Raw genomic sequence first — 15,402 nt, forward strand, 5'->3', positions numbered from 1 at the left:
AACATACTGTGCCATATATTAATCGGTTTTTAGGGAATGCAAACGGGGCTATTACATTTACGGGAAATACCTTTGGCCTCAGTAAGCAAAACAATGCAAATACCCCCGGTACTGCCCATTCTATTGGAACCTTTTTTAGCGCAAATGCAAGCTCAGTGGATGGATCTTATCCGATTGGTACAACGGCTGACTGGCGGCAAAATGCTTCAAGTACCATATTGCGGTTGCCATCTACAACAACTAGAATTTTATACGCTGAACTAATTTGGGGTGGTTTGTATACATCCACAGATGAAAACGTCAGCGCCTTTATTAATAATTCAATTACGTTTCGCACACCTTCAGGAAGCTTCACTATTGCACCTGACACCGCTACGCGCTCAACGCTAACCGTATCTCCGAATCTCTTTTATGTACGAAGTGCCAACGTAACGAACTTAATCACAACTCCAGGAACATATACAGCTCTTGGAGTTCCAGGTACACAAGGAAACTTAGACAATACGCTAAACTCAGCGGGATGGACACTTGCTGTTGTATACGAAGACCCACTGCAAAGATCTCGGAATCTATCCCTTTTTGTTGGAGCTGAGCTAACGAGTAGTGCCGGGACCTCAACCGCGACGGTATCTGGTTTTGGTACACCTGTAACTGGAGCTGTCAACGGACGTCTACTAATTAGTTCAATTGAAGGGGATTCAGTCATAGTTGGAGACCAATTTTTATTTGGTCCAACTCCAACAACGCTTCAAGCAGTATCAGGTCCTAATAATCCACTTACGAACTTTTTTGCATCTCAAATTAATAATGATGCCGGTACCATAGATACGTCAGGTACGTTTGGGAACGTCAACCATCCTATTGGAACCAATATTTCAGGTGCTCGTCAAGGGTGGGATATTACAAACATTGATGTATCACCGTGGTTACAAAACAATCAATCGACTGCGGCAGTCCGAGGAGCCACTAGTGGAGACACGTATGTCGTCAATACTTTGGGGCTTCAAATTGATATTAATGCACCTGTCTTTACAATTAATAAAACAGCTAACGTGTCATCAGCAAGAACTGGAGACGTTATTACGTATACCGTTACGATTCAAAATACAGGAACAGCAGCAGCAAACCTGGTGGTTGCGACAGATGCGCTGTCCAATGCGACTACCTTTGTACCGAATAGCTTATTTGTGAATGGAGTGCAACAGCCTAATAAGAATATTCAAAGTGGAATTTCTCTTGGTACAGTAGGCATTAATCAAACCATTACTTTAACCTATCAAGTTCAAGTAGCTGGGCCGTTAACAAATGTTCCGCAGCTGTCCAATCAGGTCTTTATTGAATATCGATTTGAAAGTACACCTGGAAACACGTTGACAGGTGCATCATCTTCAACAATTAATAATGTAACAGCTGTCAATAGGCCTCCAACAGTTCCCAATTATACCGTGACAAACCCAGAAGATACGCCAGCAATTGGCCAAATAGTAGGAACTGATGTAGACGGGAATCCACTGATATACCAATTGGGAACAGCACCCGTAAACGGAATTGTAACGGTCAATCCGAATGGTCAATTTGTCTATACGCCAAACGCAAATTTTAACGGAACAGATAGCTTTACTGTTGTTGTAAGCGACGGTCAAGGAGGAACAGCCGTTTCAACGGTTACTCTTATTATTACACCGGTCAACGATGCGCCAGTTACGCAAAATTATTTTGTTCAAACGCTAGAGGACACCCCGCTTACAGGGCAAATTTTTGCGACGGATGCAGATGGGAATCCGCTGACGTTCAGTTTACAAACAGCACCAGCAAATGGCGTAGTTACGCTCAATGCTGACGGAACTTATACGTATACACCCACTATAAACTTTAACGGAACGGATCAATTTGCAGCCTTAGTGAGTGATGGTCAAGGAGGAACAGCTGTTTCAGTCGTTACCATAATGGTTATTCCCGTGAATGACCCACCTGTTGTTCCAAACTATACGTTTACCACACAAGAAGATTCAGCAGTAATAGGAGCGGTTGTAGCCGTTGATCCTGATCAAGATTCGCTGACGTATCAACTTCAAAATTCACCTGCAAATGGCGTGGCGGTTGTGAATCAAGATGGAACGTTTACGTATACGCCAAACCTTAATTTTAATGGGACAGATGTGTTTACAGTATTAGTAAGTGATGGTCAAGGAGGTACAGCCGTTTCAACTGTTACCATTAACGTTTTACCAGTGAATGATCCACCAGTTACAGGGAATTTATCATTTACAATCAATGAAGATACTACGTTATCAAATCGCGTGACGGCTACAGATCCTGATGGAGATCCTTTAACGTTTTCCCTGCAAAATGCACCAACAAATGGAACGGTACTTGTCAATGCAGGTGGCACGTTTACGTATACACCAAACCCGAATTTTAATGGAACAGATGTCTTTACTGTGTTGGTGAGTGATGGCCAAGGGGGAACAGCGGTATCCACAGTAACCGTTACGATTCTACCTATTAATGACCTACCAACGGTACCCAACTATACGTTTAATACACAAGAAGATGTATCTGTTGTTGGAACCATTGTAGGAAATGATGTAGACGGAAATCCTTTAACATACACACTTCAAACCCAAGGAAGTAACGGAACGGCAATTGTGAATGCAGATGGTACGTTTACGTATACGCCAAACCTAAATTTTAATGGAACAGACGTGTTTACAGTATTGGTGAGCGATGGTCAAGGAGGGACAGCGGTCTCGACCGTCACAATTAATGTGTTGCCAGTGAATGATCCACCGATAACAGGAGACTTATTTTTCACTATTCCTGAGGATAATTCACTAGCAGGGCAAGTAACAGCAGCGGATGTAGATGGAGATCCACTAACGTTTAGTTTACAAAACCCACCGGTTAACGGCACGGTACTTGTTAATGTAGATGGTACGTTTACGTATACGCCAAACTTAAATTACAATGGTAGCGATCAATTTACAGTACTAGTAAGCGATGGGCAAGGAGGCACCGCTGTTTCGACTGTTTTTATTACCATTACTTCGGTAAACGATGGTCCACTCATCCCGAACTACACGTTTACGACACAAGAAGACGGACCGGTAATTGCTAACGTTGTGGCAATTGATGTAGATGGAGACCCACTTACCTATACGTTGCAGACGCAAGCAACAAACGGGGCAGCGGTTGTCAACGCAGATGGCACGTTTACGTATACACCAAACCCGAATTTTAACGGCACGGATGTCTTTACAATTTTGGTGAGTGATGGTCAAGGGGGCACCGCTGTTTCTACAGTAACCATTAACGTGCTGCCAGTCAATGACCCTCCTGTTACATCTGATTTGTTTTTTACCATTGCAGAAGACACGGAGATATCTAATCAAGTTGTGGCATTTGATCCAGACGGAAATCCTTTAACATACACACTTCAAACCCAAGGAACTAACGGAACGGCAATTGTGAATGCAGATGGGACGTTTACGTATACGCCAACCTTAAATTTTAATGGAACAGACGTGTTTACAGTATTGGTGAGCGATGGTCAAGGAGGAACAGCAGTCTCGACCGTAAATATTACGATTGTACCGGTCAACGACCCACCGACAGTTCCTAATTATACATTTTCAACATTAGAAGATGTGCCTTTATTGGGTGCTGTAGTAGGAACAGATGTCGATGGAAATCCGTTGACGTACACGCTGCAAACGCAAGCGAGCAATGGAGTAGCTGTTGTGAATGCAGACGGGACGTTTACGTATACGCCGAATTTAAATTTTAATGGAACCGATGTGTTTACGGTGTTGGTAAGCGACGGCCAAGGTGGGACAGCGGTTTCAACGGTAACGATTAATGTTCAGCCGGTCAACGATCCGCCAGTGACAGTAGACCTAGCGTTTACAATCAATGAAGATAACGTTATTTCAAATCAAGTACCTGCTAGTGATCCAGAAGGAGACCTGTTAACGTTTAGTTTGTTAAACGCACCTATCAATGGGACTGCAGTTGTCAACGCAGATGGGACGTTCACCTACACGCCAAACCTTAACTACAACGGAACAGATACCTTTAGTGTTCTTGTATCAGACGGTCAAGGAGGAACAGCGGTTTCAAATATTTCTATTACAATCGTATCAGTCAATGATCCGCCAGTTGTTCAAGACCGAACGATCACAACAACGGTTAATATTCCAATTTTAAGTAGTGTGCCAGCTTCAGACCCAGAAGGAAATGCGTTAACTTATACAGTGGAACAGCCACCAACAAACGGTACGGTTATATTGAACGGAGACGGGACTTTTACGTATACACCGAATCCAGCATATGTTGGCGGAGATCTGTTTACAGTTCTTGTCACTGATTCAGAAGGAGCGACAGCACTCTCAACAATAACTGTTACTGTATTAGCGACCAACGGAAACACAACGGCTCAAGACGCGCAGTTAACGACGCCAGAAGATATTCCTGTGCAGGGGCAATTGGTAGCGACAAACGTATTAGGTAATCCGCTTGTCTATACTCTTCAAGGTCCACCTGCTTTTGGAACGGTTACGTTAGATAGCGCCACAGGAGTATACACCTATACGCCCAACCAAAACTTTAATGGCAAGGATTCATTTACCGTATTTGTGACGGATAACGCCGGAGGAAACGCAATTTCTTCTCAAGTGATTACGGTTACGCCAGTGAATGATCCGCCAGTCGTACCAAACTATCAGATTACAACGCTTGAAGACACGCCTATTGCGTCAGTGGTTATCGCAACAGATGTAGACGGTAATTCACTCACATACTCACTTCTTGTTGCGCCAACAAACGGAGTAGCTTTGGTAAATACGGATGGCACCTACACGTATACACCGAATCCAAACTTTAATGGAACAGATCAGTTTACAGTTCTCGTTGATGATGGTCAAGGAGGAACAGCAACATCCATTATTACGGTCACAGTCGTTCCAGTGAATGATCCGCCGGTTGGACCAAATGAAATCTTCGTTACAACGCTTGAAGACACTACGCTAATTGGTCAAATTATTGCAACAGATCCAGACGGGGATGTATTGACCTATGCTCTTGAAAATGCACCAATAAACGGAACAGCCGTTGTTAACCTGGACGGAACTTATACGTATACGCCGAACCTTAACTATAACGGCAAGGATTCATTTACGGTGCGAATTAGTGACCCATCTGGAGCATTTATTATTACGAATGTAATGGTCACCGTTATTCCAGTAAACGATCTGCCAACCGTTCCGAACTATGCTTATACGATTCTAGAAGATACCGCTTTGAATAGCATAGTTGTTGGGACAGATGCAGACGGAGACCCGCTCACCTATTCACTAGCAGCTCCACCTGCTAATGGAACCGCAGTCGTTAACCTAGACGGCACGTTTACGTACACGCCAAATCCAGACTTTAACGGGCAAGATAATTTCTTTGTGAACGTACAGGATCAAAACGGCGGCACCGCTATCTCGGAGATTGTCATTACCATTGTACCTGTCAATGACCCACCAATTGCGCCGAATGTAATTACGGTTACAACGAATGAAGACGTTGCGGTAGGAGGCACAATTAACGCAATTGATCCAGACGGAGATCCATTGACGTATACGCTTGAAGACGCTCCTATTAATGGAACCGTAGTAATTGACTCACAGGGCTCGTTTGTATATACGCCCAACTTGAATTTTAACGGAACGGACACGTTTGCGGTTCGAGTAAGTGATACAAGCGGAGCATTTATAGTTGTGAACGTACAGGTCACTGTGAGCCCAGTTAACGATGTGCCAACCGTACCGGATTATCAGTTTAGTATTAACGAAGATACTGTGCTAACAAACCAAGTCGTTGGTACGGATGTAGACGGGGATCCGTTATCGTATAGCTTGCTTTCTCCACCGGTGAACGGAACAGCCGTCGTGAATCCAGACGGGACGTATACGTACACGCCAAACGCAAACTTTACCGGAACGGATAATTTCTTTGTGCTGGTGACTGACCCTAATGGAGGGCAAGCGGTATCAACTATCACAATAAACGTATTACCAGTAAACGACCCACCGATTGCACCAAATGTAATTGAGGTTGTAACGGATGAAGATACGGCGATTACAAGTGCTGTAAACGCCGTGGATCCAGATGGAGATCCATTACTGTATACCCTTGAAAATACGCCAGTAAACGGAACGGCAGTGGTGGATTCACAAGGTTCGTTTTTATACACACCAAATCTTAATTACAGTGGACCGGACACATTTACAATCCGAGTAACCGATACGGCTGGGAACTTTATTATTGTAAATGTTAACGTCACGGTTGTACCGGTAAACGATCCACCGATTGTACCAAACTATCAATATACGATTTTAGAAGATACGATTCTTATCAATCAAGTGTTTGCTACCGATGTAGACGGAGACCCATTAACGTATATGCTAGCTTACCAAAGTAGCTATGGTATAGCGACTGTGAACCCGGATGGAAGCTTCACATATATTCCTAACCCTAATTTCGTTGGCGAAGATAACTTTGGCGTAACGGTTAGTGATGGGCAGGGAGGTACAGCTTTATCCATCATTATGATTACGGTTACACCGGTAGATGATCCGCCGATTGCGCCAAATGAAATCATGATTTCTACACCGGAAGAAACGCCTGTTACAACTCAAATTGTCGCAATAGACCCAGAAGGATTACCGTTAACGTATGCGATTGAAGACGCACCGATTAACGGAACGGTTATCATTGATAATAATGGCGTGTACACCTATACACCGAATGAGAATTTCACGGGTGGAGATACGTTTACCGTTCGAATTACGGACGTAGGTGGAAACTTTGTTATTACGACCGTGCTGGTTATGGTAACACCTGTTGAACAGCCGCCGGTTGTGCCGAACTACTCAATAACCACTCTGCAAAATCAAAGTGTAACTGGCGCAGTTGTTGGAATCGATCCAAACGGAGACCCGATAACGTATAGCCTAGGGCAGCCTGCACAAAATGGTGTGGTGACGGTTAGTCCAGATGGAAACTTTATTTATACGCCAAACACTGATTATGTAGGAAGCGATTTATTCACCGTCATCTTAGAAGATACAACAGGATTAACTGCTACTTCATTTGTTAACGTAACAATAACACCAGTAAATCGTACGCCTGTTACAAATGATTTTACCGTTAATACACTTGAAAATACGCCGGTAAGCGGGCAAACGCCAGGGGTTGATCCAGATGGAAACCCAATTACCTATTCTATATCAGGACTTCCATTTAATGGAACACTAACGGTAGATAGCGCGACAGGTGTATACACGTACACGCCAAATTCAGGCTTTGTAGGTATTGATTCGTTTACAATTGAGCTTCATGATAATGCTGGCGGCGTTGCTCAATCTCTTGGAACAGTCACTGTCATTAGTACGAATCGCCCGCCAACCGTAAATGACTTGTCCATTGCAACGCAGCAAGGATTACCGGCAACAGGGCAATTGATTGGAACGGATCCGGATGGAGACCCAATTCGCTTTAGGCTAAACCTAGCTCCTTTAAATGGAAGCGTAGTGGTCAATAGTGACGGAACGTTTACGTATATACCGAATATTGGCTATATTGGTACCGATAACTTTTCAGTTATCGTAGAGGATACGCGGGGAGGGCGAGGATTTGGAACAGTGAACGTAACGATTACCCCAACTCCTCCACCGTTTACCGTACTTGGTGCAGAAGTGACAACGCTTATTAATCAACCAGTTAATGGATTAGTTGCTGTTAATGATCCTGAAGGCGATATTGTGTCTTATCAAATTAGCGCCCAGCCTCAAAATGGAACGGTTATTCTTAATCAAGACGGGACGTTTACGTATACCCCGAATCAAAATTTTGTTGGGGAAGGTTTCTTTGACGTCATTGTTACGGATGGCAATGGTGTTCAAGGGATAGGTACGGTTATTATCAACGTACTGCCGTCTTCAAGTATAATCGTAGTTATGGATTCTGAAATTTCTCTTGAGTTTAATACACCGATAGACGGGCAAGTTATGGCGACAAGTACGACGGGGCTTCCGCTATTGTATACGCTCCAAACGCCGATACAAAATGGAACGGTAACGGTCAATTCCGACGGTACGTACCGCTATGTGCCAGCAGCTGGATTTTTTGGTTCCGATAACTTTTCGGTACTTGTAACTGATTCAGAAGGTAACGCAGAGATTGCTAATGTGGTTGCTGTCGTTCAAGGACCGGTTAACGCCCAGCCAATTGTCACAGACCAAACGGTTCAAACGATTGAGGGTCAGCCTGTATCAGGAACTGTTATTGCAACGGATCCAAACGGGCAGCCGCTGACGTATACGCTTCTTGGAAGCGGAGCTGTGAATGGAGTTGTGATGTTAAATCCAGATGGAACGTTCACGTATACGCCAAACGCGGGATTTGTTGGCAATGATGCGTTCAGTGTACTGGTAGAAAATCCACAGGGATTAAACGCTACTACTACGATTGCCGTTGTAGTTACGCCGTTTCCAAATCAGGTTGTTGCAGAGAATCTCGTCATTCGAACAGTCAGTAACCAGCCTGCAACTGGTCAAATAATCGCAAGAGATCAGCTTGGCATACCGCTTGTGTACTCACTCAATATAAGTCCTTTATATGGAACAGCAGTAGTCAATCCAGATGGATTCATTCTCTATACGCCAAATGCAGGGTTTAGCGGCCAAGACCAGTTTAGTGTACTCGTTGTAAATGACCAGGGAGATCAAGCGATTTCTCAAGTAACAGTCGTTGTGGATAATCCAGCAAGCACAATTATCGTTCCGGATACAACCATTCAAACAGTCCAAAATCAAAGTGTTCAAGGTATTGTATTAGCGAGTGATTCTCAAGGCAGACCGCTTCGTTACTCCCAAGGATCCATGCCAGAGAACGGGACGGTTGTGGTTAATCCAGACGGAACGTTTACGTACACGCCAAATCCACAGTTCTTCGGAACGGATTCGTTTACGGTATTTGTGCAAAATGACCGAGGCGACTCATCTTCAGGAGTAGTAAGAGTTGTTGTTGAAGAACTTCAAAGTGAAATCACGGTAGAGCCACTTACAGTGTCTGGTCAGCAAAATCAGCCGGTTAGCGGTCAAGTGGTAGCAACAGATGCGCTTGGACACCCATTAACGTACGCTGTCGGTATCGGACCAGCAAATGGAACGCTTCTCTTTAACCTAGACGGAACGTTTACCTATACGCCAAATCTAGACTTTGCAGGCATTGATAGCTTTACGGTAATTGTTCGAAATGATTTGGGTGATTCAGTCACGGTGGTTGTATCGGTAGTTATTGCTAGTGCTGGAAGTCAAGTAACAGCAGATGACCAAAACGGAACGGTTGTCGCAGGACAGGTGCTTCAAGGGCAAATTGTAGCAAGTGATTCACAAGGACGCCCGCTCACTTATACGGTAGCGACAACGCCGAATTCTGGAACGGTTGTTGTAACCGTAAGCGGTGCCTACACGTATACGTCAAATCTTGGTTTTGCTGGAAGGGATCAGTTCACTGTTATTGTTCGAAATGATTTAGGGCAAGAAGCATTTTCGGTTGTGACTATAGACGTAACCCCATCAGCAAACGTTATTACAGCAAATGATGTAACGCTACAGACAACTTCCGGAACACCTGTAAACGGCTTGTTTACAGCAAGCGATACGCAAGGGCGCCCATTAACGTTTACGCTTCGCACGGTACCAACGAACGGTCGAGTGACATTAGGTGCAAATGGTCAATTTGTCTATACGCCAAACGCAAACTTTGTAGGGACAGATTCATTCTCCGTACTAGTAATTGATGACACGGGCGCAGCAACTACGGCAACCGTAACAATTACAGTGATTGAAAATCAGCCAGACGCACCAATTATTAAAGATCAAGCGTTTACGCTAAACGTCAATGAAACGATTCAAGCTCAAATTGTTGCCAGGGATTCACAAGGATTACCGCTGGCCTACAGAATTGTCACTCCACCGCAAAACGGAGTAGCCTTCATTAATCAGGAAACGGGCGTAATCACGTACACGCCAAATCCAAATTTCGTCGGAACGGATTCTGTTGTGGTGAGCGTGACTAATAGTGCTGGTGTAACATCGACAGCAACCATCACCTTTATCGTCCAACGCGGTATCAGTTTTAGGTGTTCAATTATTCTCTAAAGAATTCTCAAAAATCCTTTTGTATAGTACGCTATACAAAAGGGTTTTTTAAGAGGAGGCTCGTCATGAGGGAAATAAAGGTAGTGCCGTACAAAACAGAATGGCAAAATCAATATGAAATAGAAAAACGATTATTAGAAGCGATTTTTGGTGCCGAAATTCTTAGTATTCATCATATCGGCAGCACGTCCGTACCTGGCTTAGCAGCAAAGCCGATAATTGATATTTTAGTTGAAGTTAAACAAATTTCGTTGATTCATACATATAATAATGAAATGGTAAAGATGGGCTATGAGTGTAAAGGAGAAAATGGAATAGAAGGAAGACGGTATTTTCAAAAAGGAGGAGAAGATAGAACTCATCATGTTCACATGTATGAACAAGACCATTCCGAAGTGGGTAGACATTTGCGATTTAGAGATTACTTAAGGAAACACCCGGATGAGGCATGGGAGTATGCATGTTTAAAACAAGAGCTAGCTAAAAAGTATCAATACAGTCCAGCAGAATACGTAGGAGGAAAAACTTCTTTTATACAAATGATTGATCAGAAAGCGCTTAGAAAGTAAAGGACTTTATCTTTTATATCAAAACAAAATCGTGTACAATAACCTTTGTTAGTAAAAGTGAAGGAGAGTGCCCGCTTGAAGCCCGTTATTAAACAAACTCAGGTTTCGAACAGCCGAAGAAAAAAAATGATGTGGATTGGAAGTTTTTCATTAATTTTGCTAGTGATTGTACTATGTATAGCAATTTCAATTTATGTGGGTCTTAGCTTGACCAAAAAAGAGCGACAGCCTGTAACAGAAAATCCAAGTACGTATGGTTTAACATATCGCGATGAAGCATTTACAAGTAGAGATGGAGAAACGGAGCTTAAAGGGTGGATGATGGAGCCACAAAGTTCTCCGAAAGCTACTATTATTATGTCTCATGGCTACGGAGGAAATCGTCATGATTTAAATGGAGGGTTTCTTCCTTTGAGTAAAAGTTTAATAGAAGCTGGATATCGAGTGGTGACCTTCGATTTTCGAAATGCTGGAGAATCACAAGGAGATCAAACGACAATTGGTGTAAAAGAACAGCTGGATTTACTGGGAGTCATTGATCGAGTGAAGGAAGAAACAGATGAGCCCATTGTTCTATACGGAATTTCAATGGGAGCAGCAACATCACTGTTAGCAGCTGGTCAAGAAGAAGCTGTCCAGGCAGTCATTGCGGACAGTCCGTTTAGTGATTTAAAAACTTATCTCGAGGATAATCTATCAGTATGGTCAAAGCTTCCAGACTTTCCGTTTACGCCACTTACGCTAGCAACGGTTCCGTATATTGCTGATTTAAATCCTGAAGATGCAAGTCCAATACAAGCAGTTGAAGAAATTTATCCTCGTCCTATCTTATTTATCCACAGTAACGGAGATACGGCTATTCCGTATACAGAAAGTCAAAAGATGGTCAAAACACACCCCGATGAATTTGAGCTTTGGGTGCCTAAAGATGTACCGCATGTAAAAGGGTATAGTGAATATCCTACTGAATATGTGAAAAGGGTGACGGAGTTTTTGGATCAATCTTTATCCCTTCAATAACAGCCTTTGAGTGAAAGCTCAAAGGCTGTTATTTTTGTTTATTCAGATGATAAAGGAGCTTGAATTGTGCCATCTTCTACGAGCTCAAGATAGAGATTACGAAGGATATACGTTTTGAAAACCTCAAGCTTTCTTCCCTCAATCTTTGTCACGTTTACTGCTTTTAGTTCTTTAATAAACCAGCCTTTAGAATAAAGATGAGCCATATAAGTTCCCTCCGTAATTAGAATAGAAATGCTTTTATTATCTATGCTGCAGAGTGCTTGAACTATGTGATGAGAAACCGAAAAAGTTTTTTTGAGAAAAAGTGATCCAAGCACAAGAATTGTCCGTTTATCTAGTAAGAACAACTTATTTAAAAAAATTTAAAAGAAGGTGATCCAAACTGATAATGAATTCGTTAGGTAAGTAACGAACGCACTTAGAATAAAAAATTCAAAAGAGTGTGATCCAAATTTAAACTTCATTCGTTAGGCAAGTAACGAAGATAGGTCACAGTCAAAAAAGAAAAAAATTTTTAGGAAAAAGTGATCTAAGAATAAAAAAATTTCGTTACGAAAATGTAGAAGAAAAAACAAAACTAGAGGAGATTGTTTTTAAATGAAAATCAGCAAAAAATTAATAGCCCCAGTACTAGGTGCATCACTTCTTGTTCCCACGATGGTAAGCGCAGCAGAACCGGCACAAATACAGCCGACAGTTGTGACACCAGCAGCAGATTTACGTTCCACTCTTGATCAGCTATTGTCTGAACATTTCGTTTTACCAGTAACTGCAATGACGAAAGCTTAAATCTATCCGAACTATTGAAGGTTACCTCCTTTAATAAGTCGATTAAACCATCATCTTTTATGGTAATAAATCCAACGATATACGTTTGGATAGTGGCGACGAACGTAACATCTTGTTCTAAGCGATTTATCCAGCCTGCTTGACCTGACCAGATATCAAGCTGCTCAGTTGAATAGTGCTCGCGGTTAATCGTTTTAATCGTTTGTTGAAACAAATCTAATGAAATATCTGCATCAGCTTATTAAGCGAGTTGAGTCGCTAGAAGCAGCGAAAATGAAAGAAGATAAAGTAAACGAAAATCTTTGAGAAGCGTATTGGAAATCCTGTACGCTTTTTTAATGGGCATTTCTTGGTTTTTATTATCTTATTTTTCGGAATAAAAAAAGTTTTTTAGGGAATTGATAAAAATATGAAACTTTTTCTAATTTGTTACGTTTAATAAGGTAGTAGAAAAAGGGGGGATGGACGTGGCACCAACGAAAACAACGTATCTAAGAGATTTATGCTTAATGTATCAAGAGGCAAGTTTTTATGCAACATCCATTCCACGTTCATGCGAAAAAGCGGCCGGAAAATATTTTCAAATGAAAAAGCAAGAAAAGGTAATTGCATACTTAGATACGTCTTTAATCGGATTTTATGGTAAGAGAGGATTTTACTTAACGACCGACGGACTTTATTGGAAGTGTTGGCGTAAAAAGAAAGGATCGATAAGCTGGAATGAGTTTCAACAGCTTACATCTATCTCCCTCAGAGGAGAACAAATTATCTGCTTTAATGATAAAGAGATTTTTCACCTAAATGAAAATGCATATTCTGCTAAGAAGTTAGTAGACTTATTGCAAAAAATTCAGCAGCTATTGTGTCACCATTCACACGAATTTATGTGCAGAGAACATACATATCCATCAATTTCGTTAGAAGAATTAACATCGATTTGCGCATCTTTTCAAGAGAATAACCCGCTACTAAAAGCAGAGCAAGTGTTGGCAACAACAGATCAGTTAGGCATAGAAATGACCAAGGAAATTAAAAACCGCTTACCCGTAGCCAAAACAAATCACATTGTTGCGCATTTAAGTACATATCCCCATCAAAAAACCGAAGGAATTACGATATGTGCAGAGGGGATTTATTTTTCAAAGTCGTTTACAACGCTCTACTATCCATGGAACCTCTTTCGATATGTTCCAATATCAGTAGGGGCTGAGGAGCTTCGAGTGGCCAATAAGTACTCGTTATCATTAAATCATGCGTTTATGTCAAGTGGTGAAGTGATGTCATTCTTAAAACAAATTAAGCGCCATATTCACAAAACCTATGAAAAAGACAATACGAGAAAAATTGATAAACAAACGTTAAGTCTATTTGTATAAGCTAGCAATTAGCCATGTGAAGGAAAATTTCTCTAATTGAAGCTGGCAGATGAAGGTTACAATATAGTTCATAGATTGAATCGGCGTTATGGTCATATGAAGCCCAATATTTCTTTTCCTTTTTCAGGTAAATAGAAAAAGAAATAACTTGCTGTTTGGTTTGACTTGTTTTTAAGGAGATATGAATAACCGGGTTAGTAATCGTATATTCAGTATAAAGCTCTTCTGGAAAATGCTCTATAGCAGTGAGCTCACTCTGCTTAATAATGTTCGCTAGTTCAATAAGTTTCATCAGTTCACCTCTATCGATTTACTCGTTTGTATCCTATACCTATTGAAGAAACTTTAAAAATAGACTCTTTTTTTATAAGAAGAGTGAACTTGGCTAGTTGACGTTTTGTCTGAATACAAATAAAATTCATATAAAGAAGTAATTCCCTCATTTAGAGATTAAAAGAGTTTGGAAGTGACAGGGGGGTCGTCATGTTGGCGAATGTAGTGGTAGACCAGCGGAAGGTTTATATTGATGAGCTAACCGTAGTTGGGGTTCCAATTCGTACAACGGATCGGGCAGAAGAAAAAGGAACGGGGACAATTCCAGCCCATTGGGACATGTTTTACAAGCAACAAATGGCAAATAAAATTGCTAATAAGGTAACTGGAAAGATGTTTGCGTTATATACAGATTATGAAGCGTCGAATCCGATTGAATTTACGTTTGCACTTGGATATGAGGTCACACCAGGTGGAGAGTTAAGAGAAGAAATGCGAGAGTTTACTATTCCTGCTGGTGAATATATGGTGTTTACAACTGCTATCGGTCCGGCGAAGAAAGTAGTTTTAGATGCTTGGTCGTATATATGGGAGTGGTCGAATAGAAACGAGCGAGCGTTCGTTTTGGATTTTGAGCTATATGATGAGCGCTGCATTGACCCTAATTTCAGTCAGGTTGATATTTATGTCTCGATAAAATCGTAGTCGTTTTAAATGTCTAAAGGAGTAAAGTTGTGATTAGCAATGATTTATTACAAGCGTTAAAGGATGGGTATAAACAAAGAATTAAATGGGTATTTGCCGTTCAGCTTACTTTGTTTTTAGTTGTTGCTACTCTGCTTATTATCAGCTTCATAACAAAGTTTACCGTAAGTCAGCTTAGCTTTATTTTAGCCTGTGTAAGTGCAAGCTCATTTCTTTCTGCAATCGAACATATTATTTTAAAACGAGAGAAGTGGCAGTGGACATTTGAATTCATTCTTTCACTTTTCTTTTTAGGCCTTGCTTTGTTTTTCTTTCTTCATTAATAAAAAGAGGCTGAGACATAAGTAGTTCAGCCCGACTATACCTGACCGATTGAGAGTTCACAACTTTTAATCGGTCAGGTTTTTTTGTTGATTGGGCAAAACCAGTTTGGAAACGGGGTGGAATGGAGCGTAG

General features: G+C 41.6%; 9 protein-coding genes. 6 read left to right on the plus strand and 3 right to left on the minus strand.

Annotation, left to right across the window (positions count from 1 at the left end):
- The first annotated feature begins 8 nt into the window (after positions 1 to 8).
- The 3 genes from BFL01S_RS03270 (at position 9) to BFL01S_RS03280 (ending at position 11,800) form a co-directional block, all read left to right on the plus strand.
- Positions 9 to 10,211, plus strand: a complete 10,203-nt coding sequence (locus BFL01S_RS03270) for a tandem-95 repeat protein (protein ID WP_061784855.1) — start codon at positions 9 to 11, stop codon at positions 10,209 to 10,211.
- A 65-nt stretch (positions 10,212 to 10,276) separates the two neighbouring features.
- The gene (locus tag BFL01S_RS03275) at positions 10,277 to 10,780 is read left to right on the plus strand and encodes a GrpB family protein (RefSeq protein ID WP_061784856.1); all 504 of its coding nucleotides are present in this window, start codon (positions 10,277 to 10,279) and stop codon (positions 10,778 to 10,780) included.
- Positions 10,781 to 10,855: 75 nt separating this feature from the next.
- Complete coding sequence (locus tag BFL01S_RS03280) at positions 10,856 to 11,800, plus strand: alpha/beta hydrolase (protein WP_025910253.1); 945 nt, start codon at positions 10,856 to 10,858, stop codon at positions 11,798 to 11,800.
- A 38-nt stretch (positions 11,801 to 11,838) separates the two neighbouring features.
- Here BFL01S_RS03280 and BFL01S_RS19845 read toward each other — a convergent pair whose 3' ends face one another.
- A complete protein-coding gene (locus tag BFL01S_RS19845; RefSeq protein ID WP_076512373.1) occupies positions 11,839 to 12,006 on the minus strand; it encodes a YflJ family protein in 168 nt (55 codons plus the stop codon).
- A 401-nt stretch (positions 12,007 to 12,407) separates the two neighbouring features.
- Entirely contained in the window at positions 12,408 to 12,806 is a 399-nt protein-coding gene (locus tag BFL01S_RS21425; RefSeq protein WP_156474893.1) for a hypothetical protein, read from the minus strand.
- 253 nt (positions 12,807 to 13,059) lie between these two features.
- On the opposite strand from BFL01S_RS21425, the gene BFL01S_RS03290 reads away from it, so the two are divergent.
- A complete protein-coding gene (locus tag BFL01S_RS03290; RefSeq protein ID WP_025910257.1) occupies positions 13,060 to 13,968 on the plus strand; it encodes a hypothetical protein in 909 nt (302 codons plus the stop codon).
- 1 nt (position 13,969) lies between these two features.
- Here the strand turns inward: BFL01S_RS03290 and BFL01S_RS03295 are convergent, their stop codons facing one another.
- On the minus strand, positions 13,970 to 14,260 hold the full coding sequence (locus BFL01S_RS03295) for a hypothetical protein (protein WP_061784858.1): 291 nt from the start codon (positions 14,258 to 14,260) through the stop codon (positions 13,970 to 13,972).
- Positions 14,261 to 14,451: 191 nt separating this feature from the next.
- On the opposite strand from BFL01S_RS03295, the gene BFL01S_RS03300 reads away from it, so the two are divergent.
- Together BFL01S_RS03300 and BFL01S_RS03305 are read left to right on the plus strand one after the other, a co-directional pair.
- A complete protein-coding gene (locus BFL01S_RS03300; RefSeq protein ID WP_061784859.1) occupies positions 14,452 to 14,946 on the plus strand; it encodes a GyrI-like domain-containing protein in 495 nt (164 codons plus the stop codon).
- Positions 14,947 to 14,975: 29 nt separating this feature from the next.
- Positions 14,976 to 15,269 (plus strand): hypothetical protein, encoded by a 294-nt coding sequence (locus BFL01S_RS03305; protein ID WP_025910263.1) that lies wholly within the window; start codon positions 14,976 to 14,978, stop codon positions 15,267 to 15,269.
- The last annotated feature ends 133 nt before the right edge of the window (positions 15,270 to 15,402 follow it).

The sequence above is a fragment of the Priestia flexa NBRC 15715 genome (genome assembly GCF_001591565.1).
GTDB classification, from domain to species: domain Bacteria; phylum Bacillota; class Bacilli; order Bacillales; family Bacillaceae_H; genus Priestia; species Priestia flexa.

Excerpts from the sequence above, each read along its gene's own strand:
- BFL01S_RS03300 (WP_061784859.1), top strand. The coding sequence starts at position 14,452 with ATGTTGGCGAATGTAGTGGTAGACCAGCGGAAGGTTTATATTGATGAG.
- BFL01S_RS03275 (WP_061784856.1), top strand. The coding sequence starts at position 10,277 with ATGAGGGAAATAAAGGTAGTGCCGTACAAAACAGAATGGCAAAATCAA.
- BFL01S_RS19845 (WP_076512373.1), bottom strand. The coding sequence starts at position 12,006 with ATGGCTCATCTTTATTCTAAAGGCTGGTTTATTAAAGAACTAAAAGCA.
- BFL01S_RS03295 (WP_061784858.1), bottom strand. The coding sequence starts at position 14,260 with ATGAAACTTATTGAACTAGCGAACATTATTAAGCAGAGTGAGCTCACT.